The 23,733-nt window shown below is 68.7% G+C and carries 24 protein-coding genes; 11 read left to right on the plus strand and 13 right to left on the minus strand.

What is annotated here, in order from left to right:
* Positions 1 to 2 precede the first annotated feature (2 nt).
* Together C7H75_RS18185 and C7H75_RS18190 are read right to left on the minus strand one after the other, a co-directional pair.
* Positions 3 to 677 carry a response regulator gene (locus C7H75_RS18185; protein ID WP_005518505.1) on the minus strand — a complete coding sequence of 225 codons (675 nt, stop codon included), beginning with the start codon at positions 675 to 677 and terminating at the stop codon, positions 3 to 5.
* A gap of 9 nt (positions 678 to 686) precedes the next feature.
* Entirely contained in the window at positions 687 to 2,000 is a 1,314-nt protein-coding gene (locus C7H75_RS18190) for an ATP-binding protein (RefSeq protein WP_175278999.1), read from the minus strand.
* A 149-nt stretch (positions 2,001 to 2,149) separates the two neighbouring features.
* On the opposite strand from C7H75_RS18190, the gene C7H75_RS18195 reads away from it, so the two are divergent.
* A complete protein-coding gene (locus C7H75_RS18195) occupies positions 2,150 to 3,448 on the plus strand; it encodes a PspC domain-containing protein (RefSeq protein WP_084843801.1) in 1,299 nt (432 codons plus the stop codon).
* Positions 3,441 to 3,704, plus strand: coding sequence for a hypothetical protein (locus C7H75_RS18200; RefSeq protein ID WP_084843800.1), 264 nt, complete (start codon positions 3,441 to 3,443; stop codon positions 3,702 to 3,704). The genes C7H75_RS18195 and C7H75_RS18200 overlap by 8 nt, the downstream gene beginning before the upstream one ends.
* A gap of 68 nt (positions 3,705 to 3,772) precedes the next feature.
* Here C7H75_RS18200 and guaA read toward each other — a convergent pair whose 3' ends face one another.
* The 4 genes from guaA to guaB all read right to left on the minus strand — a co-directional run bounded on the left by guaA (position 3,773) and on the right by guaB (position 10,033).
* Positions 3,773 to 5,344 carry a glutamine-hydrolyzing GMP synthase gene (gene guaA, locus C7H75_RS18205; RefSeq protein ID WP_022597282.1) on the minus strand — a complete coding sequence of 524 codons (1,572 nt, stop codon included), beginning with the start codon at positions 5,342 to 5,344 and terminating at the stop codon, positions 3,773 to 3,775.
* A gap of 41 nt (positions 5,345 to 5,385) precedes the next feature.
* Positions 5,386 to 7,137: a GMC family oxidoreductase N-terminal domain-containing protein gene (locus C7H75_RS18210; protein ID WP_013416845.1), complete on the minus strand. Its 1,752-nt coding sequence runs from the start codon at positions 7,135 to 7,137 to the stop codon at positions 5,386 to 5,388.
* A 202-nt stretch (positions 7,138 to 7,339) separates the two neighbouring features.
* Complete coding sequence (locus C7H75_RS18215; RefSeq protein ID WP_005518496.1) at positions 7,340 to 8,479, minus strand: GuaB3 family IMP dehydrogenase-related protein; 1,140 nt, start codon at positions 8,477 to 8,479, stop codon at positions 7,340 to 7,342.
* 30 nt (positions 8,480 to 8,509) lie between these two features.
* Positions 8,510 to 10,033, minus strand: coding sequence for an IMP dehydrogenase (gene guaB, locus C7H75_RS18220; RefSeq protein ID WP_037084990.1), 1,524 nt, complete (start codon positions 10,031 to 10,033; stop codon positions 8,510 to 8,512).
* A gap of 193 nt (positions 10,034 to 10,226) precedes the next feature.
* On the opposite strand from guaB, the gene C7H75_RS18225 reads away from it, so the two are divergent.
* Positions 10,227 to 10,631: a DUF5319 domain-containing protein gene (locus C7H75_RS18225; RefSeq protein ID WP_005518494.1), complete on the plus strand. Its 405-nt coding sequence runs from the start codon at positions 10,227 to 10,229 to the stop codon at positions 10,629 to 10,631.
* 99 nt (positions 10,632 to 10,730) lie between these two features.
* Here C7H75_RS18225 and C7H75_RS18230 read toward each other — a convergent pair whose 3' ends face one another.
* The 3 genes from C7H75_RS18230 to C7H75_RS18240 form a co-directional block, all read right to left on the minus strand.
* The gene (locus tag C7H75_RS18230; RefSeq protein WP_081120675.1) at positions 10,731 to 11,711 is read right to left on the minus strand and encodes an anti-sigma-D factor RsdA; all 981 of its coding nucleotides are present in this window, start codon (positions 11,709 to 11,711) and stop codon (positions 10,731 to 10,733) included.
* Entirely contained in the window at positions 11,704 to 12,282 is a 579-nt protein-coding gene (locus C7H75_RS18235) for a sigma-70 family RNA polymerase sigma factor (RefSeq protein ID WP_005518491.1), read from the minus strand. Before C7H75_RS18235 ends, C7H75_RS18230 begins: the two co-directional genes overlap by 8 nt.
* A gap of 129 nt (positions 12,283 to 12,411) precedes the next feature.
* Entirely contained in the window at positions 12,412 to 13,215 is an 804-nt protein-coding gene (locus C7H75_RS18240) for a hypothetical protein (RefSeq protein ID WP_022597284.1), read from the minus strand.
* Positions 13,216 to 13,712: 497 nt separating this feature from the next.
* On the opposite strand from C7H75_RS18240, the gene C7H75_RS18245 reads away from it, so the two are divergent.
* The 4 genes from C7H75_RS18245 to C7H75_RS18260 all read left to right on the plus strand — a co-directional run bounded on the left by C7H75_RS18245 (position 13,713) and on the right by C7H75_RS18260 (position 16,246).
* Positions 13,713 to 14,003 carry a WhiB family transcriptional regulator gene (locus tag C7H75_RS18245; protein ID WP_005518489.1) on the plus strand — a complete coding sequence of 97 codons (291 nt, stop codon included), beginning with the start codon at positions 13,713 to 13,715 and terminating at the stop codon, positions 14,001 to 14,003.
* Between the two features lie 161 nt (positions 14,004 to 14,164).
* On the plus strand, positions 14,165 to 14,824 hold the full coding sequence (locus tag C7H75_RS18250; RefSeq protein WP_064076638.1) for a fasciclin domain-containing protein: 660 nt from the start codon (positions 14,165 to 14,167) through the stop codon (positions 14,822 to 14,824).
* Positions 14,825 to 14,874: 50 nt separating this feature from the next.
* Positions 14,875 to 15,540: a sigma-70 family RNA polymerase sigma factor gene (locus C7H75_RS18255; protein ID WP_013416851.1), complete on the plus strand. Its 666-nt coding sequence runs from the start codon at positions 14,875 to 14,877 to the stop codon at positions 15,538 to 15,540.
* Between the two features lies 1 nt (position 15,541).
* A complete protein-coding gene (locus C7H75_RS18260; protein WP_106851667.1) occupies positions 15,542 to 16,246 on the plus strand; it encodes an anti-sigma factor in 705 nt (234 codons plus the stop codon).
* A gap of 75 nt (positions 16,247 to 16,321) precedes the next feature.
* Here the strand turns inward: C7H75_RS18260 and groL are convergent, their stop codons facing one another.
* The 4 genes from groL to C7H75_RS18280 all read right to left on the minus strand — a co-directional run bounded on the left by groL (position 16,322) and on the right by C7H75_RS18280 (position 19,953).
* Complete coding sequence (groL, locus tag C7H75_RS18265) at positions 16,322 to 17,935, minus strand: chaperonin GroEL (protein WP_084847483.1); 1,614 nt, start codon at positions 17,933 to 17,935, stop codon at positions 16,322 to 16,324.
* Between the two features lie 116 nt (positions 17,936 to 18,051).
* Positions 18,052 to 18,354, minus strand: coding sequence for a co-chaperone GroES (gene groES / locus C7H75_RS18270; RefSeq protein WP_005518479.1), 303 nt, complete (start codon positions 18,352 to 18,354; stop codon positions 18,052 to 18,054).
* 196 nt (positions 18,355 to 18,550) lie between these two features.
* Positions 18,551 to 18,985, minus strand: a complete 435-nt coding sequence (locus C7H75_RS18275) for a hotdog fold thioesterase (protein WP_005518477.1) — start codon at positions 18,983 to 18,985, stop codon at positions 18,551 to 18,553.
* Positions 18,982 to 19,953: a zinc-binding dehydrogenase gene (locus tag C7H75_RS18280; protein ID WP_084847484.1), complete on the minus strand. Its 972-nt coding sequence runs from the start codon at positions 19,951 to 19,953 to the stop codon at positions 18,982 to 18,984. The genes C7H75_RS18275 and C7H75_RS18280 overlap by 4 nt, the downstream gene beginning before the upstream one ends.
* Positions 19,954 to 20,191: 238 nt before the next feature.
* On the opposite strand from C7H75_RS18280, the gene C7H75_RS18285 reads away from it, so the two are divergent.
* From C7H75_RS18285 to C7H75_RS18300, 4 genes are read left to right on the plus strand one after another with little or no spacing between them, the layout of a single operon-like run.
* Positions 20,192 to 21,529, plus strand: coding sequence for an aromatic ring-hydroxylating dioxygenase subunit alpha (locus C7H75_RS18285; protein WP_084847485.1), 1,338 nt, complete (start codon positions 20,192 to 20,194; stop codon positions 21,527 to 21,529).
* Positions 21,526 to 21,873, plus strand: a complete 348-nt coding sequence (locus tag C7H75_RS18290) for a bifunctional 3-phenylpropionate/cinnamic acid dioxygenase ferredoxin subunit (RefSeq protein WP_005518472.1) — start codon at positions 21,526 to 21,528, stop codon at positions 21,871 to 21,873. The genes C7H75_RS18285 and C7H75_RS18290 overlap by 4 nt, the downstream gene beginning before the upstream one ends.
* Before the next feature lie 8 nt (positions 21,874 to 21,881).
* Positions 21,882 to 23,108 carry an NAD(P)/FAD-dependent oxidoreductase gene (locus C7H75_RS18295; RefSeq protein ID WP_106851668.1) on the plus strand — a complete coding sequence of 409 codons (1,227 nt, stop codon included), beginning with the start codon at positions 21,882 to 21,884 and terminating at the stop codon, positions 23,106 to 23,108.
* A 7-nt stretch (positions 23,109 to 23,115) separates the two neighbouring features.
* Entirely contained in the window at positions 23,116 to 23,685 is a 570-nt protein-coding gene (locus C7H75_RS18300; protein WP_005518469.1) for an aromatic-ring-hydroxylating dioxygenase subunit beta, read from the plus strand.
* Positions 23,686 to 23,733: the final 48 nt, after the last annotated feature.

Consider the following 23,733-nt stretch of genomic DNA (forward strand, 5'->3'; position numbering starts at 1 on the left):
GCTCAGTCGATGCGTCGGCGGTGCGCCCAGCGCGTGAGCGCATTCCGGTTGGACTGCTGCGTCTTCCGCAGCACGTTCGACGCGTGCGTCTCGACGGTCTTCACCGAGATCACCAATTCCTCCGCGATCTCCCGGTACGTGTAGCCGCGGGCCAGCAGGCGCAGCACCTCGAGCTCTCGCGGGGTGAGCGAATCCAGTTCCGGATCCAGCGGCGGCTCGGGCGCGTTCGACCGTCCGGTGAACGAATCCAGCACGAACCCGGCCAGGCGTGGGCTGAACACGGCGTCACCGCCGGCGACGCGACGCACCCCGTCGGCCAGTTCCGCACCCGAGATCGTCTTCGTGACGTAGCCGCGGGCGCCGGCCCGGATCACCGCGATGACGTCCTCGGCGGCGTCGGACACGCTGAGCGCCAGGCACACCGGGCCCGAGTCGATCCCGTTCAGCACCGCGACCCCGCCACCGTCGGGCATGTGCACGTCGAGCAGGACCACCTGCGGACGCAGCGCGTTGATCCCGGCGATCGCCTCGGCGACGCCACCGGCCTCGCCCACCACCTCCATGTCCGCCTCACGTCCGAGTTCGGCACGCACCCCCGCCCGGAACACTGCGTGATCGTCGACGAGGAACACCCGGAACTTGTCGGGACCGGTCTGTGGCGAGGCCGTGAAAGTCACGGCCCCACCCTAGGACATCGGTTCGACCTCGTTCACGACGTCCTCCGCGTCGTCGTCGTCGGACACCGGTCGCGGCATGTGGATTCGCACCTCGGTGCCCTTGCCCACCGTGGACCGGACCTCCACGCGACCGCCGCGGCGTTCGATCCGGGCCCGGATCGATTTGGCCAGACCCTGCCGGTCCTCGGGGACGGTGTCCGGATCGAAGCCGACGCCGCGGTCGCGCACGAACACGCTCACCTGGTCTCGTTCGGTCTCGGCGTACAGGTCGATGCTCGACACCCCGGAATGCTTGGCCGCGTTGACGAGCGACTCGCGGGTCGCGCCGAGCAGCGCGGTGAAACACTCCCGCGACAGCCCGGACCCCTCGCTGCCCTCGGCCGCGAGTTCCACGTCGCCCACCGTGACCGGCCGCACCGTGACGCCGTGCTGGTCCTCGACCTCACCGGCGATGGTCTGCAGCGCCTCCGACAGGCTCGTGTGGGCCGTTTCCCCGCCCCCGAACAGCCACCGGCGCAGTTCCCGTTCCTGACCGCGCGCGAGACGGGTCACCTCCTGCGGCGAATCGGCCTGCTTCTGGATGAGCGCGAGCGTCTGCAGGACCGAATCGTGCAGGTGCGACGCGATCTCCTCGCGTTCCTCGTTGCGGATGCGGGCGGCCCGTTCCTCACCGAGCGCCCGCCACAGCCGCAGCCACAGCGGCACGGTCAACAGGCCCGCGCCGACGAGCGTCACGACGACGGCCAGCAGCGACGAACGCAGCGCGTCGAGATCGATCTGGGCGAGGACGACGACACCGAGACCGGTGACGATCAGAGTCACTCCCCCGAGGATCCGGGCCCAGGTGAGCACCGTCGGACGCCGCGGCAGTCCCAGGACCGACCGCGACCCGTCCACGTCGAACTCGCGCCACACCAGCGCGGCACCGACCGCGACGACGATGAACGGCGTGACGACCGACGCCGCGGTACCGCTGACCAGCCAGCTCAGGCTCGCCGCGCACGCGAGGCCGATGACGGCCAGGCCGATCGCTCGACGCCGTTCCGACGCATTCGGCCGTTCGGTGTCCGTGCCCTGCGGGGTGAAGATCCACAGCAACCCGTACGCCATGATGCCCGCGCCCGCGAGGGAGGCCAGCAGCGCGAACGCCACCCGCACCTTGAACACGTCGACGTCGAGGTGATCGGCGATCCCGCCGGCCACACCACCCACGATGCGTCCGCCCGCCCGACGCTCGAGCTTCGGATAGAGCGCTTCGTCGAGGGCAGGCACCGCAGGCACGGCGGGAACGGCGGAGTTCGCCGCCTCGTTCGGATCGACCATGGGTTGCACAGTGTCGATCCTGGCACGATCCCGGAGCCCCGACATCAGGGCCCGACCCTGAGATCGACGACGTCCGGGCCGGCGAGTCGGGGAAAGATCAGGGTAGTTCCCGATGGTGCGGACCACGGCCGGACCGCAACGATGAATGCATGACCACAGGGAGCTTCTCGGACCAGCTTCACGACCTCTGGCGCACCCGCCCACTGCGGCTGCCGCAGCAGGGACACGTCGCGGGTGTCGCGGCCGGCATCGGCCAGCGCTACCGCGTCGACCCCGTCCTGGTGCGCGTCGCGTTCGTCGTCTCGACGATCTTCGGTGGCGCCGGCATCATCCTGTACATCGCGAGCTGGCTGCTGCTGAGCAAGCCGGGCGATCAGGTCTCCCCCGCGGAATCACTGATCGGCCGGGGTCGCAGCTCGCAGTCCGGCACCAAGACCGTGGTGCTGGTCGTCGCGCTCGCGATCGCCCTGAGCACGATCGGGCCGATCGGGTTCGGCATGGGCGGTTCGGTGGTGCTCAGCTTCGCGCTCATGCTCGGCGGTCTGTGGCTGCTGTACCAACGGCAGCCCGTTCCACCCGAGTTGCCGGCGAGTGTCGCGCAGGCCGCCCCCGGCTACCCGGTCACGACGTTCCAGACCGCGCAGGCGAACGCCTACCCGCCGCCCGCGTACAGCCCGTACACGCGTCTGCCCGACCACTACGAGCCCGAGTCCGCTCCCGCCGGAAGGTCGACCGACGCCGCGACCGACGCGGGCACGACGTCCCCGACCCCACCCGCGTGGGACCCGCTCGGCGTCGCCCCGTTCGCGTGGGATCTCCCCGAACCCGCCCGCACGGCCGAACCGCCGGCCGAGCTTCCGAGCAAACCACGCAGCCGCTACACCTCGGTCGTCCTGGGCCTCGCGGTCCTCGCCGCAGCCGCCGCCACCGCGATGTGGGCCGTGACCGGTGCAGAATGGTTGTCCCCCGCCAGGATCGGCGCGATCTCCCTCGCCGTGATCGGCGTCGGGTTGCTGCTCGGCGCGTTCCTGCGTCGCGGCTACGGTCTGCTCGTCGTCGGCTTCCCGCTCGCCGGGTTCGTGGTTCTCGCCTCCATCGTGGGACCACTGAACTGGGACGAGTCGAGGGTCGGGGAACGCACGTGGACGCCCCGGTCGATGGCCGAACTCGCGCCCGTGTACGAGGGCACGGCCGGCGACTTCACCCTCGACCTGCGTCAACTACCGCTCACCGAGAGCCGGGACGTGCGCGTCGACGGCAAGCTGGGCAACTACACCGTGATCGTGCCGCAGAACATGGACGTTCGCACCGACTGCTCCGTCGTGCTCGGCTCGACCGACTGCATCGGAGACGCCGCCGTCGACGGAGGCGCCGACGGCGTCGGCGGGCCGGTTCTGAACCTGAAGGTCGACAACAAGGCCGGAGAAGTGAGGGTCTACCGTGGCTGAATTCGCTGACAACTCGGACATCCCCACCACGGGCATCGCCGACGACACCGACGAGCACACCGCTCCGAAGCCGTCCCGCCGCCCCTCGATCGGCCTGTTCCTCGCCGGCGTCGCCGCGATCCTGGTCAGCGTGTGGGCGCTGGTCGGGCCGTTCTCCCTCGAACCGCTCGCGAACGTCGAGTTCCGCTGGCTCTTCGTGGTCGCGGCCGTCGTCATCGGCGCGGTACTGGTGTTCTCACCCGGACGGCGGCGCTAGCCGCACGAAACGACAGTGCCCCGGCCTGTGTGGTGGCCGGGGCACTGTCGTGTGCAGTCAGGTGGGAATCACTCCCACTCGATCGTTCCCGGCGGCTTGCTGGTCACGTCGAGCACGACGCGGTTGACGTCCGCGACCTCGTTGGTGATGCGGGTGGAGATGCGCTCGAGCACCTCGTACGGCAGACGCGTCCAGTCCGCCGTCATCGCGTCCTCACTGGAGACGGGGCGCAGCACGATCGGATGACCGTACGTGCGGCCGTCACCCTGGACGCCGACGCTGCGGACGTCCGCGAGCAGCACGACGGGGCACTGCCAGATCTGACCGTCGAGGCCGGCGGCGGTGAGCTCCTCACGCGCGATCGAATCCGCGTGGCGCAGGATGTCGAGACGCTCCTGCGTGACCTCGCCGATGATGCGGATGCCGAGGCCCGGTCCGGGGAACGGCTGGCGTCCGACGATCTCCTCCGGCAGACCGAGCTCGCGGCCGACGGCGCGCACCTCGTCCTTGAACAGCAGACGCAGCGGCTCGACCAGCTTGAACTGCAGGTCCTCGGGCAGACCGCCAACGTTGTGGTGGCTCTTGATGTTCGCGGTGCCGGTGCCGCCGCCCGACTCGACGACGTCCGGGTACAGCGTGCCCTGGACGAGGAAGTCGACGGTCTCGCCGTGCGCGGCGCTCTCACCGAGCACCTCGGACACGGCGCCCTCGAAGGAGCGGATGAACTCGCGGCCGATGATCTTGCGCTTGGTCTCCGGATCGGAGACGCCGGCCAGCTCGCGCAGGAACGTCTCGGATGCGTCGACCGTGATCAGGCGGGCACCGGTCGCGGCGACGAAGTCCTTTTCGACCTGCTGACGCTCACCGGCACGCATCAGGCCGTGGTCGACGAACACGCACGTGAGGCGGTCGCCGATCGCGCGCTGCACCAGTGCGGCCGCGACCGCGGAGTCGACGCCACCGGACAGGCCGCAGATGGCCTTGCCGTCGCCGACCTGCTCACGGACCTGCTCGATGAGCGAGTCGGCGATGTTCGCGGCCGTCCACGCGCCCGGGATCTCGGCGATCTCGTGCAGGAAGCGGCTGAGCACCTGCTGGCCGTGCGGCGAGTGCAGGACCTCGGGGTGGTACTGGACACCGGCGAGCTTGCGGGCACGATCCTCGAACGCGGCGACGGGCGCGCCGGCGCTGGACGCGGTGACCTCGAAGCCCTCCGGCGCGGCCGTGACGCCGTCACCGTGGCTCATCCACACCGGCTGAGTCGCGGGCAGACCGTCGTGCAGGACGCCACCCGAGACGGTCATCTCGGTGCGGCCGTACTCCCGACCGCCGGTGTGCGCGACGGTACCGCCGAGGGCGTTCGCCATGGCCTGGAACCCGTAGCAGATGCCGAAGACCGGGACACCCAGGTCGAACAGGGCGGCGTCGAGCTGCGGCGCACCCTCCTCGTACACGCTCGAGGGCCCACCCGACAGGACGACCGCGAGCGGCTTCTTGGCCGCGATCTCCTCGACGGTCGTGGTGTGCGGCACCACTTCCGAATACACCTTCGCCTCACGTACGCGTCGCGCGATCAGCTGCGCGTACTGGGCTCCGAAGTCGACTACGAGAACCGGCCTGTCCTGCTGGGTTTCTGACACCTGCACAGTCTAATAGGCGCAGCTCCGACGCCTTCCGCGGCCTAGGCGACCCCGCTGCCCGCCTCGCTCTCCTCCTTCTGACCTCCGCGGATCTCGACGATCGGCAGGGTCAGCGCGGCCGGGGCTCCGGCGGGGACCACCGGCGAGTTCGGCGCGACGGCGGGAATCCGCTGGTAAGGAGCACCCTGTGCGGGTCGATTGTCCTGCTCGCCCTTGTTCGGCCACAGCGATGCCGCCCGCTCGGCCTGCGCGCTGATGGTCAGCGACGGGTTGACGCCCAGGTTGGCCGAGACCGCGGCGCCGTCGACGACACTGAGCGTCGGGTATCCGTACACGCGGTGGTACGGGTCGATGACGCCGTGGTCGGCATCGGCGCCGATCGTGCACCCGCCGAGGAAGTGCGCCGTGAGCGGGATGTTGAACACCTCGCCCCACGTGCCGCCGGCGACGCCGTCGATCTTGTCGGCGATCCGCCGGGTGGCCTCGTTGCCGACCGGGATCCACGTCGGGTTGGGCTCACCGTGGCCCTGCCTGCTGGTGACCTTGCGGCGGCCGAGGACACCCCGCTTGGTGTAGGTCGTGATCGAGTTGTCGAGATTCTGCATGACGAGTGCGATGATCGTGCGCTCGCTCCAGTTCCGCACCGACAGCATCCGCAACATCTGCGCCGGGTTCTTCGCGATGATGCCGAGCAGCTTCACCCACCGCGGGGTGGGTCCGTCACCGTCGGTCATGAGCGTCTGCAGCAGCCCCATCGCGTTGGAGCCCTTGCCGTAGCGGACGGGCTCGATATGGGTGTCGGACGTCGGATGGAACGACGACGTGATCGCGACACCCTTCGTGAGCTCCATCGCGGGATCGACCTTGTACTTACCGGCTCCGACGATCGACTCCGAGTTGGTGCGGGTGAGCTCGCCCAACCGGTCCGACAGCTTGGGCAGCGTGCCGGTGTCCTTCATCTTGTGCAGCAGGTGCTGGGTGCCCCACGTCCCGGCCGCGACGACGACGTACTTCGCGGTGTAGGTCTTGTGGTTCTTGCGGACCTTGGCGCCGGTACGCCGAGTCACGACGTCCCACGTACCGTCCGACGCCTCGTGCAGCGACTCGACAGTGGTCATCGGCACGATCGTCGCGCCGGCCTTCTCGGCGAGGCCGAGGTAGTTCTTGATCAGCGTGTTCTTGGCGCCGTGCCGGCAGCCGGTCATGCACTCGCCGCACTCGATGCAGCCGGTGCGGGCGGGGCCGGCGCCGCCGAAGTACGGATCCTCCACGGTCTTGCCGGGCTCACCGAAGAACACGCCGACCGGCGTCTGGATGAACGTGTCGCCCACGCCCATGTCCTCGGCGACCGACTTGATGACCTCGTCGGCGGGCGTCATGTGTGGGTTCTGCACGACGCCGAGCATCTTGCGGGCCTGCTCGTAGTGCGGCGTGAGTTCGGAATCCCAGTCGGTGATGTCGCGCCACTGCGGATCCTGGAAGAACGACGCAGGCGGCTTGTAGAGGGTGTTGGCGTAGTTGAGCGACCCGCCGCCGACGCCCGCGCCCGCGAGGATCAGGACGTCGCGCAGCAGGTGGACGCGCTGGATGCCGTAGCAGCCGAGGGCCGGCGCCCACAGGAACCGCTTGAGATCCCACGAGGTCTTGGCGAAGTCGGCGTCCGCATAGCGACGGCCTGCCTCGAGCACCCCGACCTTGTAGCCCTTCTCGACCAGCCGGAGCGCAGTGACGCTGCCACCGAATCCGGAGCCGACGACGAGCACGTCGTAGTCGGTTGCACGCTGCTTGCCCATTTGCACACCTCCACCGAAGAAAACCGGGTTTGCTACTCGCCAGTATGCACCGCATTCCTGTGACCCGAGCCACAAGGGTGCCCTAACTGTAACCAGAGGTTCCACACACGGTGGTCGATACCCCCGAACGACTGTGGCCGAATGTCACACCGGTTCAGTCGACTGAACGGGTGTGACATTCGGCCACAGTGGAAGAGACGGATCAGGCGCGGACGCTCAGGCCGACCTTCTGGAACTCCTTGAGGTCGGAGTAGCCCGACTTCGCCATCGACCGACGCAGGCCGCCGACGAAGTTGAGCGAACCGTACGGGTCGTCCGACGGTCCGTTGAGCACCTGGTCGAGTGCGGGACGCTCGCCGTACGACACCGGCAGCAGCGAGCCGCGCGGCATCGACGGGTGTGCCGCCGCGGACGGCCAGAACCAGCCGCCGCCGGGAGCCTCCTGCGCGACCGCGAGGGGCGCACCGATGACGGCCGCGTCGGCGCCGCACGCGATGGCCTTCGCGAAGTCACCGGAGGTGGTGATGTCGCCGTCGGCGATGACGTGCACGTAGCGGCCACCGGTCTCGTCGAGGTAGTCGCGCCGCGCCGCCGCGGCGTCGGCGATCGCCGTCGCCATCGGCACGCCGATGCCGAGCACCTCACGGGTGGTGGTGGCGCCCTCGGTGGAGCCGTAGCCCACGATGACGCCGGCCGCACCGGTGCGCATCAGGTGCAGCGCGGTGCGGTGATCGCTCACGCCGCCGGCGATGACCGGGACGTCGAGCTCGGAGATGAACGTCTTGAGGTTCAACGGCTCGCTGTCCCCGTGGGCGACGTGCTCGGCCGAGATGATCGTGCCGTGGATGACCAGCAGGTCGATTCCGGCCTTGATCAGCTCCGGGGTGAGCGCGCGGGCGTTCTGCGGGCTGACCCGGACGGCCGTCGTGATCCCCGCATCGCGCACCTGCGCGACGGCGGCGGCCAGCAGGCCGGGCTGGATCGGCGCGGCGTGCAGTTCCTGCAGGCGTGCGACCGCGGCGTCCGGATCGACTTCCTTCTCCGCCATCTCCGCCAGCTCGACGAGCTTCTGCTCGACGTCGGCGTGCCGACCCCACAGGCCCTCACCGTTGATGACACCGAGACCACCGGCCTTGCCGAGCTCGATCGCGAACGACGGCGACACCAGCGCGTCGGTCGGATGAGCCAGCACCGGGATGTCGAAGCGGTACGCATCGATCTGCCAGGCCGTCGACACCTCCTTGGAGGAACGGGTCCGGCGAGAGGGAACGATGTTGATGTCGTCCAACTCGTAGGTGCGTCGGGCAGTTCTGCCCATGCCGATTTCGACGAGGTCGCGCACGCGCGCCCCTTTCTCGATTGTGTTGTGTGCTTAGCGGGCAGCGTAGTTGGGCGCTTCGACCGTCATGGTGATGTCGTGCGGATGGCTCTCCTTGAGGCCGGCCGCGGTGATCTGGACGAACTGCGCTTCCTGCAGCTGCTCGATCGAGGCGGAACCGGTGTACCCCATTGCCGCGCGGAGGCCACCGACGAGCTGGTGGATGACCTGGCCGAGCGGACCGCGGAACGGCACGCGCCCTTCGATGCCCTCGGGGACCAGCTTGTCCTCGGCGAGGACATCGTCCTGGAAGTAGCGGTCCTTGGAGTAGGACTTGCCCTGGCCCCGGCTCTGCATCGCGCCGAGCGACCCCATGCCGCGGTAGCTCTTGAACTGCTTGCCGCCGACCAGGATCAGCTCGCCCGGGGACTCGGCCGTGCCGGCCAGCAGGGAGCCCAGCATGGCGGTGGACGCGCCGGCCGCGAGGGCCTTTGCGACGTCACCGGAGAACTGCAGGCCGCCGTCCGCGATGACCGGGACACCGAGCGCCTTGCACGCCGCGGTGGCTTCCAGGATCGCCGTGATCTGGGGGGCGCCGACACCGGCGACGACACGGGTGGTGCAGATCGAGCCGGGACCGACACCGACCTTGACGGCGTCCGCGCCGGCCTCGACCAGCGCGAGGGCGCCTGCCCGGGTGGCGACGTTGCCGCCGATGAGCTGGACGCGGTCACCGATCTCGCCCTTGAGCTTGGTGATCATCTCGAGCACACCGCGGGAGTGTCCGTGCGCGCTGTCGACGACGAGCACGTCGACACCGGCGTCGGTGAGCGTCATCGCGCGGGTCCACGCGTCGTCGCCGACACCGACCGCGGCGCCGACCAGCAGGCGACCGTCGCGGTCCTTGGTGGCGTTCGGGTACTGCTCGGTCTTGACGAAGTCCTTGACCGTGATGAGGCCGGTGAGCTTGCCCTGGCCGTCGACTATCGGCAGCTTCTCGACCTTGTGGCGGCGCAGCAGGCCGAGCGCGACCTCGGCGGTGACACCCTCGCGCGCGGTGATCAGCGGAGCCTTGGTCATCACCTCGGCGACCTGCCGGTTCTGGTCGACCTCGAACTGCATGTCGCGGTTGGTGATGATGCCGACGAGCTCGCCCGCATCGTTGGCGACCGGGAGACCGGAGATGCGGAAGCGGGCGCACATCGCCTCGACGTCGGCGATGGTGTCGGTCGGCTTGCAGGTGACCGGATCGGTGACCATGCCGGCCTCGGAACGCTTGACGGTCTCGACCCATCCGGACTGCGCTTCGACGGACGAGTTGCGGTGCAGCACACCCATGCCGCCGGCACGCGCCATCGAGATCGCCATGCGGGCCTCGGTGACGGTGTCCATCGCGGAACTCACCAGCGGCACGCCCAGCCGAATCTCGCGCGTCAGCTGGGTCGAGGTGTCGACCTGGTTCGGGACGACGTCCGATGCCGCGGGCAGCAGCAGCACGTCGTCGAAGGTGAGACCCAGCATCGCAACCTTGTTCGGGTCGTCTCCCCCGGTGTGCACGTGCCCTGCGGAACTACTCATGCGGCTCGGGTCCCTCCATCAAGCGTCGATCGGTAAAGGAAGAAGGTGTGGACGCCGGAAACTATTCCTTCGCCCGCCGTCCATGGTATCGGCTCGCGGATATCGGCTCGCTCCGGGCGGCGCACGGCCGCTCCGCGACGCACCGGGCGTGATCAGCTAGCGCAGACCGGGCTGACCTGCGTACCGTGGTGTTGTGCGCGATCAACTGCCTCCCGGCCTTCCCCCGGACCCCTTCGCTGGTGACCCCGCCGACCCGTCCGCTGCGCTCGACGCGATCGAGCCGGGTCAGCCGCTCGATCCCCACGAGCGTCTCGCAGTGGAGGAAGATCTCGCGGATCTCGCGGTGTACGAAGCACTCCTGAGCCACCGCGGCATCCGCGGACTCGTGGTGTGCTGCGACGATTGCCAGCAGGACCACTACCACGACTGGGACATGCTGCGCGCAAATCTCCTCCAGCTGCTCGTGGACGGCACGGTTCGCCCGCACGAGCCGGCCTACGACCCGTCCCCCGACGCGTACGTGACGTGGGACTACTGCCGCGGCTACGCGGACGCGTCGATGAACGACGCACTGCACGGCGACGGCTTCGATATCTGAGGCTCGATTCTCCGAGGCCGATCCCCGGCCCCACGAACGACGACTACGGCCCGGCGAGGAAACTCGCCGGGCCGTAGTCGTGCTGCCGTATGCCCCCGGTCAGGGAGACGGGGTGGCCGGTGACGGCCCGCCCAGGGAACCGCTCGATGCCTTCGTGGTCGACGTCGACGACGGTGCCGTAGTGGTCGTCGTCGGTGTCGGTGTCCCCGACGACGGGGTCGCGGGGTTGGTGGTGGGTGTCGAGGACGCCGCGGCCGACGACGAGGGCGCGGTCGACGTGCCGGGCAGGATGCCGAGCGAACGCGGGTCGACAGGGAAGCCCGGTAGTCCCGGGTTCGACGGCGACAGTTCCGCACCGGGGTCGATCGTCGACGAGTCGACGGCGGTGGACGTGGAGGGGTCGGGCGCCGGCGGCACTATCGGCGCAGGCGCCGTGGTGGCCCTCTGCAACTCGGTCAGCAACCGCTCGCGCCAGACGTTCAGTTCGTCCCGCGTTCCGGCCTCGTTGACCGCGTTCGCGCGGGCACCTGCGGAGTCCAGCTTCGCCTTGGCCCCGGCGGCATCGCCGGACGCGATGAGCCGCTCGGCTTCCTCGAGGCTGGACGTGGTGTCGATCTTCGCGACGGTGGACGCGGCCCGTTCGGTGAAGACGACCTGCTTGACGCCCCACAGCGGATCGCCGGGTTCGGCGTTGTAGGAGAAGATCGTCATGCCGCCCATCGCAATCGCGACGACGGCGGCCGCCGCGGCGATCGGACGAAGCAGTCGCAGGTGGCTGCGGCCCGATCGGGTGCGGGTGACGAGAGCATCCCTGGCACCGAGTTCGGCCTGGACCCGCGCGACGATGTCGTCGAGGTCCGGTTCGGCCGGCATCGGCTGCGCGAGGATCTCGGCACGCCAGTTCGAGAGCAGAGCCGCGACCTGGTACTCCTCCGGGCTGTCCGTCGCAACGGGCCCTTCGGCGGAGATCGCGTCGATCAGGGCGTCGTCACGGCGGACCGCGGCGACATCGATCGGCATGCCGTTTCCGGCGAGATCGGCGTGGGGGTCGCCCGGCTCGCCACTGTTGCCCCTAGCCATGTCTCTCACCTGCTTTCGTCACTTCCTTCTTCAACTTCGCGAGGGCCCGGTGTTGAGCCACGCGCACAGCTCCGGCAGTACTACCGACTGCCGCCGCCGTCTCCTCGGCCGACAACCCGACGACGAGCCGGAGGACGAGGATCTCGCGATGCTTCTCGGGAAGCGTCTGCAGCAGAGCGTTCACCTGTCGGCTCGTCTCCGAGTTGAGAGCCCGTTCCTCCGGGCTGTCGTCCGCGGATACGACATCTGGTACTTCAGCAACAGGATCGGATTTGTTACGCGCCGCGTTTCGGTGTGCATCCGCCACCTTGTGCGCGGCGATTCCGTACACGAAAGCCATGAACGGGCGACCCTGGTCCTGGTACCTGGGAAGCGCCGTCATCACCGCGAGGCACACCTCTTGCGCCACGTCGTCCGCAGACAGCTGGCCTCGTTCGGCAGCACCGACCCGGGCCCTGCAATACCGCACGACCAAAGGGCGGATACTGGCGAGAACCTGGGACAGAGCGTTCCGGTCACCTTGCGCGGCAGCGGCGACTGCGGAGTTCAACTCCTCACCCGTGTTTGACATCGTCAGAGCGGATCCTGGCGTTACAGTGGCACGTCCCCCCAGCCGGGTGTGCTTCCACCTCGCAGCGGAACATCTGTCACTCTAACTACAGAGCCCGACGCGCCATCGCATCGTCCGAATATCCGACGCTCATTTCGCGAACCGCCCACCCCGGTGAGCGATCTCCGCGGCACACTCGTCGCGCACCGTCCGCACGGCCGGATCCGGACTCACTCCGTCCAGCAGCATCGCCGCCGCCCACCGCAGTGGCAGCAGCCCGTGCGTCCCGCTGTCGGCGAGCACCGCGCGGGCCGTCTCGATCGCACGGTCCGGGGTGGGAAGCCCCGTCGCCGCGGCTGCCGACAGCAGGGCCGACTTGACGCGGTGGCGTACCGACGGATGTTCGGCCGATCGCGCGACGGCACTGTCGGTACGGGTCGTGGCGGTGGCGAAGTCGCCGGATGCCAGGGCGATCTCGGCTGTGACCCAGTCGAGGCGCACGTGCTGACGCCACAGTGCGTCCTCGTCGCCGACGCCCGCGAGGTGCGCGGCACACCGCTCGAGCAATCGCCGGCCGAGCGCGAGCCGGCCGCATCCGAGTGCGTCCGCGGCGAGTCCGGTGAGCGCATCGCAGCGGGCCTCGTGCCAGCGCCGGTCGTCCGGACCGCTGCTTCCGAGCAGAGCGAGCGCCGCGCCGTCGTACTCGGACGCCTTCGCATGGCCACCCAGCTGGCGCAGCAGCGAGGCGCGCGTGCTCGACGCCAGCGAGGCCAACGCGGGGTCGAGCCCCGGCCGGCGCTCGAGGTCGTCGAGTGCCGCCCGGGCCTGCGCATATCGGCCCTGCCCGCCCAGCGCGACAGCGCGCAACCAGCGGTCGGCCCGATCGGCGGAGTCGGCGGGATCCGGCAACGGGCTCCTGCCGGGGGTGGAGCCGAACGCGACGTCGAGCAGCATCGGGTGATCATCGCACCGCCCGTCCGCTCCCCCGCGGCGCGGGCGACCGGCGCGAATTCGGGATAGTTGACAATTCTCCAACTGGACGACCGTCAAACTATATCCCGCGTCGACAATGGGCGCGCCACAGCAACGGTCTCCTTCAATTTTGAAGAATGTGTGGCGGTGCGGTTAACGGCAATGCTCGAAGAATACTCGGGAGTAACCCACAGAGCGAGAACATTCAGGACGACCGTTCAACAGACACGCGCGACCACGTGCAGGAACGTGTTCACGGCCCTTACCGGCACGCAATCACACCCCGCCTCGGATGTAAATGTCCAGGGCGTTAATTCTCCGCGTCGGAGATATGCAAATCGCCACTGGCTGAAAGTGTTGACGCGATTTCGTATACACCTTTACGGTTGCGGGGCATGACCGATTCATTGGTCTCGTCCACCCGGGGGGTGGCGGGCCGCTCGCAGTACCACCGCGAGCCTGCTGACAGAGGAGTACTGATGCCTGTTCCGAACCACCTACCCGGCCCCAACGCCGACATCTGGGATTGGCAGATGCGGGGGCTGTGTCGTGGCGTCGAGTCCTCGGTGTTCTTTCATCCGGACGGAGAACGAGGACGTGCACGAGCACAGCGGGAGAGCCGCGCGAAGGAGATGTGCCGGAGTTGCCCGGTGCTGGCGCAGTGCCGGAACCATGCGCTGACCGTCTGTGAGCCGTACGGCATCTGGGGAGGAATGTCGGAGTCCGAGCGCGAAACCCTGACCCGACAGTCACGGCGCCGCATCGCCTGACCACTCGCCGAAGCCCGGGACACCACCACCACGCACAGGTGTCCCGGGCTTCGTCGTGTGCGCCGCCGCCCAGGAGTCGAAAACTCGGACCCGTCCGCCCGACGCACCGCTCCGAAGCACTTACCGACAGTGCACGGAACATCCGTCAGGAAGGCAGTCCCATGATCACGAAGACCCGCACCCTCGCCGTCGCCGCCACCGTTTCGATCGCATTGCTCGGCGCGAGCGCGTGCTCCTCGGACGACTCCAGCGATTCGGCCACGGCGACCAGCACCACGACGATGATGCAGAGCCCGACGACGTCGGCGATGTCGGGCACCGCCGCCCCTGCCGCCGATCTGGTGGGCCCGGGCTGCGCCGAGTACGCGGCCACGGTTCCGGACGGCCCGGGCTCGGTCGCGGGCATGGCGCAGGATCCGGTGGCGGTCGCCGCGTCGAACAACCCGATGCTCAAGACGCTGACCGCCGCGGTGTCCGGCCAGCTCAACCCGGACGTGAACCTCGTCGACACCCTCAACGGCGGCCAGTTCACGGTGTTCGCGCCCACCGATGCGGCGTTCGCGAAGCTCGATCCCGCCACGGTCGAGCAGCTCGAGACCGACGACGCCCTGCTCACCAAGATCCTGACCTACCACGTGGTGCCCGGTCAGCTGGCGCCGAGCGATGTCGACGGCACCCACGCGACCGTCGAGGGCGGCGACGTCACCGTCACCGGATCGGGTGACGATCTGAAGGTGAACGAGGCCGGCGTGGTGTGCGGTGGCGTGCAGACCTCGAATGCCACCGTCTACCTGATCGATTCGGTCCTGATGCCGCAGTAGATCCGGGGTAGAACGCACCACGGTCACCACCCTGCGAGAGGATCCGGCCGATGCACGCTACGGTTGTCCACTATGCACCCGAGCGAGCAAATGTGAGTTCGGCCGGATCCTCCGGCGGGGACGACTCCTGCCCCGCGGACAATGTGCAACTCGTAGCTGTCCGCCGTGCCGAGTCCGACGAACTGCGAATCCTTCTGACCCGGATCGCGAGTGGCGACGAGGCCGCCTTCGCGTCCTTCTACGACCGCACCGGTCCGCGCGTGTACGGACTGGTTCTGCGGGTGCTCCGTGATCCGGGCTTCTCCGAGGAGACCACACAGGAGATCTACCTGCAGGTCTGGAAGTCCGCGGCGACCTTCGACCCCGGGCGCGGGTCGCCGCTGTCGTGGCTGATGACGCTCGCGCATCGCCGGGCCGTGGACCGGGTCCGCTCGGAACAGTCGCACACCGATCGCGAGATCGTGTACGAGACCGCCAACCGGACCGACGAGTTCGACGAGGTCACGGAGGAGGTCACGCGCCGCGCCGAACGTCAGGCGGTGGTCGACTGTATGCAGACCCTCACCGACATCCAACGCCAGTCGGTGACGCTCGCCTACTACGGCGGCCGGACCTACCGCGAAGTGGCAAGCGAACTGGGCGTCGCCGTACCGACGGTGAAGACCCGCATCAGAGATGGATTGGCAAGGCTCAGAGGATGTCTGGGGGTGATGTGACGTGGACGACGATCTGATCGAGTGGGCGCACCTGTACGCCCTCCACGCCCTCGACGACGAGAACCTGCGTGCGCTGGATGCTCGCCTGGCCGACGCCGACGAGACGACCCGGGCGGAGTTCGACACCGCCGTGCGATTGGCTCGCGAGACGATGGCGGCCGCAAGTTCGCTCGTCGCCGTCACCCCGCCCGCGGCACTGCGCCGCGACCTGCTGCGTCAGGTGTCGGGTGACGACCTCGCGAAGCGGCGAAACAGCAAGCGCCGGTGGCAGATCACGATGGCGTCCGTGGCAGCGGCCGTCGTCCTGCTCGTCGGCGGAGTCGTGATCGGTCGCCAACTGACCGAGACACCGCCCGCGACGCCGGTGACCGCCCAGATCCTCGCGGCGTCGGACATGCACTCGGTGACGGCGGAGATTCCCGGCGGCGGCACGGCGACCACGATGTACTCGAAGGAAGCCAACGCGGCGATGCTGGTGATGAACGGTGTCACGCCGCCGAAGCCCGACACCGTCTATCAGATGTGGCTCGTCCGTGGGGACGAACCGGTGCCCGCCGGCACGATGGGGCCGGACCAGGTGTCTCCCACCACCACGGCGGTGCTCGAGGGTATCGACGGCGCGACGCAGCTCGGTTTCACGGTGGAACCCCCCGGCGGGTCCTCGTACCCGACAGGAACGATGTTCGCGTCCATTCCGCTCACCTGAGGCGCATCTCGCGACAGCAGAAGACCCCCGGACGATTCGTCCGGGGGTCTTTCGCGTCAGCGCTTGCCGAGCAGATCAGTGGGCGTGGCCGTGGCCGTGGTCCGCTGCTTCCTCGGTGGGCTTCTCGACGACGGCCGACTCGGTGGTCAGCACCATGCGAGCGACCGACGCGGCATTGACGACCGCGGAGCGGGTCACCTTGACCGGGTCCACGACACCGTCGGCGAGCAGGTCGCCGTAGGTGAGGGTCGCGGCGTTGAAACCGTGGCCCTTGGGCGCCTCGGAGACCTTGCTGACCACGACTGCCCCGTCGAGACCGGCGTTGGTGGCGATCCAGTACAGCGGAGCCTCGAGCGCGGTCCGCACGACCTCGACACCGGTGGCCTCGTCGCCGGAGAGCGACGCGGCGAGGTCGGTGAGGGCCAGACCGGCCTGCACGATGGCGGAACCGCCACCGGGAACGATGCCCTCCTCGACCGCGGCCTTGGCCGCGTTGACCGCGTCCTCGACACGGAACTTGCGCTCCTTGAGGTCGGTCTCGGTGGCCGCGCCGACCTTGATGACGGCGACGCCACCGGCGAGCTTCGCGAGACGCTCCTCGAGCTTCTCACGGTCCCAGTCGGAGTCGGTGTTCTCGATCTCGCGCTTGAGCTGTCCGACGCGGGTCTCGATGTCGGCCTCGGTGCCCGCGCCGTCGACGATCGTGGTCTCGTCCTTGGTGACGACGACACGACGGGCGCTGCCCAGCAGGTCCAGGCCGGCGTCCTTGAGCGTGACGCCCATGTCGGCGGTGATCACGGTGCCGGCGGTGACGACGGCGAGATCCTCGAGGAACGCCTTGCGACGGTCACCGAAGAACGGTGCCTTCACTGCGACGGCCTTGATGGTCTTGCGGATCGAGTTCACGACGAGGGTGGAGAGCGACTCGCCCTCGATGTCCTCGGCGATGATCAGGACCGGCTTGCCGGACTCGGCGATCTTCTCGAGCAGCGGCAGGAACTCGGGCAGGGAGCTGATCTTCTCGCGGTAGAGAAGGACCAGGGCATCCTCGAGGACCGCCTGCTGTGCCTCGATGTCGGTGATGAAGTACGGCGACAGGAAGCCCTTGTCGAACTGGACGCCCTCGGTGACGACGAGTTCGGTGTGCAGCGTCGAGGACTCCTCGACGGTGACGACGCCGTCGACACCGACGCGGGTCATGGCCTCGCCGACCATTTCGCCGATCTCCTCGTCACGCGAGGAGACGGTGGCGACCTGCGCGATGGCGTTCTTGCCCTCGACCGGGGTGGCGGCGGCGAGCAGAGCCTCCGAGACCACGTCTGCGGCCTTGGAGATGCCGACGCCGAGAGCGATCGGGTTCGCGCCTGCCGCAACGTTCTTGAGACCGGCCTTGACCAGAGCCTGGGCCAGGACGGTGGCGGTGGTGGTGCCGTCGCCCGCGACGTCGTTGGTCTTGGTGGCGACGCTCTTGACGAGCTGCGCACCGAGGTTCTCGAACGGGTCCTCGAGCTCGATCTCGCGCGCGATGCTCACGCCGTCGTTGGTGACGGTCGGGCCGCCGAATGCCTTGGCGAGCACCACGTGCCGACCGCGGGGGCCGATGGTGACCTTGACGGCGTCGGCGAGCTGGTCGACGCCGCGCTCGAGCGCGCGCCGGGCCTTCTCGTTGAACTCAATTTGCTTGGACATTGATTCAGCTACTCCTGAGATTCAGGGTTTCGTCCCGAAACGGATTTCAGGGTTACCGCCGGAAACGCACTCCGCCCCGGGTCCGATGAGGAACTCCGGGGCGGGAGGCGTGAGGCTTACTTCGCGACGACAGCCAGAACGTCGCGAGCCGACAGGATCAGGTACTCCTGGCCGGCGTACTTGATCTCGGTTCCGCCGTACTTGCTGTAGATGACGGTGTCACCCTCCTGGACGTCCAGGGGGATGCGCTTCTCGCCATCCTCGTCCCAGCGGCCGGGGCCGACGGCGACGACGGTGCCCTCCTGGGGCTTCTCCTTCGCCGTGTCGGGGATGACCAGGCCGGAGGCAGTCGTCGTCTCGGCCTCGTTGGCCTGGACGAGGATCTTGTCCTCGAGCGGCTTGATGTTCACGCTCGCCACGATGAGCCCTCCACTTTCAGGGGTTCGTTGGGCCCGAGGCTGTTCCTCGGACCACGATCAGTTCAGTCACCACGTGACCCCTCACGTGCCCCGTCGTCGCGGGTGCCGGGACTCGCTCAGTGTCGACTAGCACTCTATACATGCGAGTGCCAGCACTCAAGGCAAACCGAGAGCCGACACCCCGAATCCGCTGCCGTCAGTACTGCGACGGCATGTCGAGCACCGCCATGGTGCAGCGGGAGACGCACACGAGCTTGCCCTCGTCGTTGACGATCTTGATCTCCCACACGTGTGTCTTGCGACCGATCGCGAGCGGCGTCGCTGCGCCGTGGACCCATCCCGAGCTCACCGGACGCACGTGGTTGGCGTTGATCTCCATGCCGACGCAGTGGAACCTGCTGCGATCCACCGCGAAGATCGACGCCCAGCTCGCGAGGGTCTCGGCGAACGCGACCGACGCCCCGCCGTGCAGGACTCCGGCGGGCTGCTTGGTCCGTTCGTCGACCGGCATGCGGCCTTCGAGCGAATTGTCGGTGAACCGGGTCAGCTCGATGCCGAGATTCCGGTTGAGGGTGTCGGCGCCCTTGCGGTTGACCAGCTCGACGCTGGGCTCCCCGAACCAGATGCTCACGAAACCTTCACCACGACCTTGCCGTTGACGTCACCGTCGATCATCGCCTGGAAGCCCGCGTGGATGTCCTGCAGCGGGATGACGCGATCGATCTTCGGCCGCAGACCGGTGGCCTCCATCATCCGCAGCATCGACACCAGTTCGGCGCGCGTGCATCCGGTCGAGCCGAGGATGCGCTGCTGCAGGTAGAAGATCCGGGTGAGGTCGGCGGGCGGGTTGGAGCCGGACGTCGCGCCCGCGATGACGATCGTGCCGCCCGGTCGCAGCGAACGCATCGAGTGCGCCCACGTGGCCTCGCCGACCGTCTCGATGACGACGTCGACCTTCTCCGGCAGGCGGGCGCCGGCCTCGACAGCAGCGTGTGCCCCCAGTTCGATTGCGGTGGCACGCTTGTCGGCACTGCGGCTCGCGGCGTACACCTTGGCACCGGCAGCCGCGGCCAGGCTGATCGCGGCCGTGGCGACGCCACCCCCGGCGCCCTGCACCAGCACGCGGTCGCCGGCCTTGATCTGCGCCTGGGTGAACAGCATCCGGTACGCGGTGGTCCAGGCGACGGGCAGGCACGCGGCCTCGTCGAACGACAACCAGTCCGGCTTGGGGATCAGGTTGCGGCGGGGCACCACGAGGTACTCGGCGAACGCGCCGTCGTGCTGCTCGGACAGCAGGGCGCGGTTCGGGTCGAGCGTCTCGTCGCCCATGCCGCCGTCGGCGTCGGCGATCACCGGGTAGACGATCACCTCGTTGCCGTTCTCGTCGACGCCGGCCGCATCGCAGCCGAGGATCATCGGGATCCGGTCGGCGGGATGCCCGACGCCACGAAGCGTCCACACGTCGTGCATGTTGAGGGCGGACGAACGCACCGCGACCTTGGCCCAGCCGTCCGGGACGACCGGATCGGGGACCTCGCGGAGTTCGAGTCCTCCCAGCGGGTCGTCCGCGTTCTGGGCGACGGCGACGGCTGCGAGCATGGAATCTCCTGTGCTGTCGGACACAGCGACCGGGTGCGGCGCTGCGAAACATCTGTTCGGGTACCCATGTTCGACGGGGCCCCGTCTCCCGCGCGAGCGCGCGTTCCGCACCTCGGCACGACCGCTGGCATCGAAAGCCGTCGCGGCTGTCTCCTGTTGTCATACCCGGCCGGGTTCGCATCCGGCCGGTCGATGTCACGTCATCGTCAGCATCGCCGAAGTGCAAGGGAGACGACTCATGTGTACCTCCGATGGAGGCAGCCCGACCTCGGGCTCGATCCAGCGGCCGGCCGCCCTGACCAAGTTCGTCGACGTGTCGACGATGGTCGACACCGACAACGGCTTCGTCGATCGCGCGGTCTTCACCGACCAGTCGATCTACCAGCAGGAGCTGCGCCGCATCTTCGCCCCGAGCTGGCTGTTCCTGGGCCACACGTCGCAGATCTCCAAGCCCGGCGAGTTCCTCACCACCTACATGGGCGAGGACCCCGTCATCGTCTCGATGGGCAAGGACCGCAAGATCCGGGCATTCCTCAACTCGTGCCGTCATCGCGGCGCCCGGGTGTGCCGCGCCGACTTCGGCGCCACCAAGAACTTCACGTGCACCTACCACGGCTGGAGCTTCGACACCGCCGGCAAGCTGGTGAGCGTCCCGAACGAGGCCGGCTACCCGGAGTCCTTCGACAAGAAGGACTGGGGCCTGGTCGAGGTCGCCCAGCTCGACACCTATCACGGTCTGATCTTCGCGACGTGGAACCCGGCGGCCCCGCCGCTGAAGGAAGCGCTCGGCGGCATGACCTACTACATGGACGCGATGCTCGATCGCGATCCGGAGGGCACGGTCGCCGTCGGCGGGATCCACAAGTGGGTGCTCGACGGCAACTGGAAACTGGCGGCCGAGCAGTTCGCCACCGACTGGTACCACGTCAACATGTCGCACGCGTCGGCGCTGATGGTGCTCTCCCCCACCGGCCGCGGACCGAAGTCGGAGATCGTCAACACCCCGGGCCGTCAGTTCAGCGATCCACTGGGGCACGGTGCCGGCTTCCCGACGCACCCGCGCAGCCGGTTCGACGCGCAGCCGGTGCACGAGTACTACGACTACGTCGCGCTGCGTGAGCGCCTGGGCGACGAGCGCGTCGAGGGTCCGATGACGACCGGTCACGCCACCGTCTTCCCCAACTTCTCGTACCTACCCGTCAACGGCAGCATCCGCGTCTGGCACCCGAAGGGTCCGGACAAGATGGAGGTCTGGGCGTGGACCATCGTCGACAAGTCGATGCCCGAGGACGTGCGTGAGGCGCAGCGTCTCTACAACCTGCGCACCTTCGGTCCCAGCGGCATCTTCGAGCAGGACGACGGAGAGAACTGGAGCGAGTGCCAGTCCATCGCAGGCGGTTTCATGACCAACAGTGTGCCGCTGAACTACCAGATGGGCCTGGGCTCCGAGCGCGAGGACGGCGTCTACCCCGGTAAGACGAGCGAGCTGTACAGCGACGCTGCCGGACGTGGCTTCTACCGACGCTGGGCAGAACTGATGAACACACCGGCATGGCACGAAAAGGGCGCGAAGTGAGCGAGACCATCAGCAAGATCAAGGTCGGCGCGGTCGGCGACATCGAGGACGGCGAGGCGCTGGTCGTCGACGCCGAGCAGACCGGAACGGGTGAGCCGATCGCCGTCTTCCACGACGAGGGCGAGTACTTCGCACTCAACGATCGCTGCAGCCACGGCGAGGCGTCCCTCGCGGACGGCTGGATCGAGGGCGGCCAGGTCGAGTGCCCGCTGCACTCGGGCAAGTTCTGCCTGCGCACCGGGTCCGTGCTGTCCATGCCCGCCACCGAGGACGTCGCGGCCCACAAGGTCGAGGTCGAGGGCGACGAGATCTGGCTGTACCCCGGCCAGGCCGCTGCGGAGTGACCGATCCCATGAGCATTCCCGAGCGCATCGTCGTCGTGGGTGGCGGACTCGCCGGTGTCAGTGCCGCCGGCGAGCTCCGTGCCCGCGGCTTCGAGGGTGAGATCACGCTGGTCGACGGCGGACCCACCCCGTACGACCGTCCGCCGCTGTCCAAGGCGTTCATGTTCGGCACCGCCGACGAGTCCGACCTCGCGCTGGCCAAACCGGATTGGTATGCCGTGCAGCGGATCACGCTGCGCACCGGGTCACCGGTCACGGCGCTGAAGCCGGACGAGGGCGTCGTCGAACTCGCCGACGGCACCCGCCTGGACGCAGACGTGACCATCCTGACCACGGGCGCCGGTGCCCGTCCGCTGCCGGTACCCGGCGGCGACCTGCCGCAGGTGCATCTGCTGCGCACCATCGACGACGCCCGCGCGCTCAAGGCGCGGCTCGTCCCGGGCGCACGCCTCGTCGTGATCGGCGCCGGCCTGATCGGCGCCGAAACCGCCTCGGCGGCACTGCAGCTCGGGGCCCAGGTGACGCTGGTCGACCCGATCGACCCGCCGATCGTTCCCGCGGTGGGCCCGGAACTGGCGCGCTACCTGCACGACCAGCACGCCGAGCACGGCATCGCGGTGCACACCGCGGGCGTCTCGGAGATCCGGGAGACCGGCGACACCGTGACCGTCGTGCTCACCACCGGCGAGGAACTGCCGGCCGACGCGGTACTCGTGGGCATCGGGTCGATCCCGTCGACCGAACTCGCGGAGGCCGCGGGACTCGAGGTGGACGGCGGAGTGCTCGTGGACGAGCACTTCCGCACGAGCCACCCGGCGGTGTTCGCAGCCGGTGACGTCGCGCGCCGACGCGACAGCGACGGCACCCTGCACCGACGCGAAGAGCACTGGGAAGCAGCACAACTGAACGGACGCGCGGTCGCCGCCCGCATCCTGGGGCAGGAACCCGACCCCGAGTGCGCGGGCTGGTTCTGGTCCGACCGGCACGGGATCCACGTGCAGGGGGTCGGATCGATGACCGCCGAGGGCGAGACCGTGATCCGGCTGCACCCCGACGACGCAACCCGCCCGCAGATGGTGTTCCGAGTCCGGGGCAACACCCTGGTCGGAGCCGCGTTCATCGACGGCGGTCCCGCAGTGCGGGCCGCGCGCATCATCATCGACCGCGCTCTTCCGGTGGATCCGGCCGCTCTGGCCGATCCGTCCGTGAATCTGCGCAAGCTCGCCAAAGGATGACTTGACCATGGCAACCGACACCACCTCGGCGGCGGTCCCCGCCCAACGGCAGATCGCCGACGCCGCCACGCATTTCCGTGTGCAGCAGCTGTACTTCCACGAAGCCGAACTGATCGACGACGGCCGTTTCACCGACTGGCTCGACCTGCTCGCGGAGGACCTGCACTACTGGGCACCCACCCGCAGCAACCGCCTGCGCCGTCAGCAGTCTCTCGCGGTCGCGGCCCGCGGGGAGGCTGCGTTCTTCGACGAGACCCGCGCGAGCCTCGCCTGGCGCATCCGGCGCTTCGATTCCGGCATGGCCTGGGCCGAGGATCCGCCGTCGCGCACCCGCCATCTGGTGAGCAACGTCGTCGTCCGCCACGCGGACACGGACGAACAGGAGATCGGGCAGTGGTACGCGCGCTCGAACTTCATCGTCTACCGCAACCGGCTCGAGCGTGAGGTCGACATCTACTCGGGCGGTCGCGAGGACATCCTCCGCGAGACCGGCAGCGGCGATCTGGTGGTCGCCCGCCGCACGATCCTTCTCGACCAGAACGTGTTGCTGGCCAAGAACATCAGCACCTTCTTCTGATCCCCTCATTCCTGCTCGGAACACCCAGGCGACGATCCTCCCCAGACA

The organism is Rhodococcus (subgen. Prescottella) equi, assembly GCF_003013675.1.
GTDB classification, from domain to species: domain Bacteria; phylum Actinomycetota; class Actinomycetes; order Mycobacteriales; family Mycobacteriaceae; genus Prescottella; species Prescottella equi.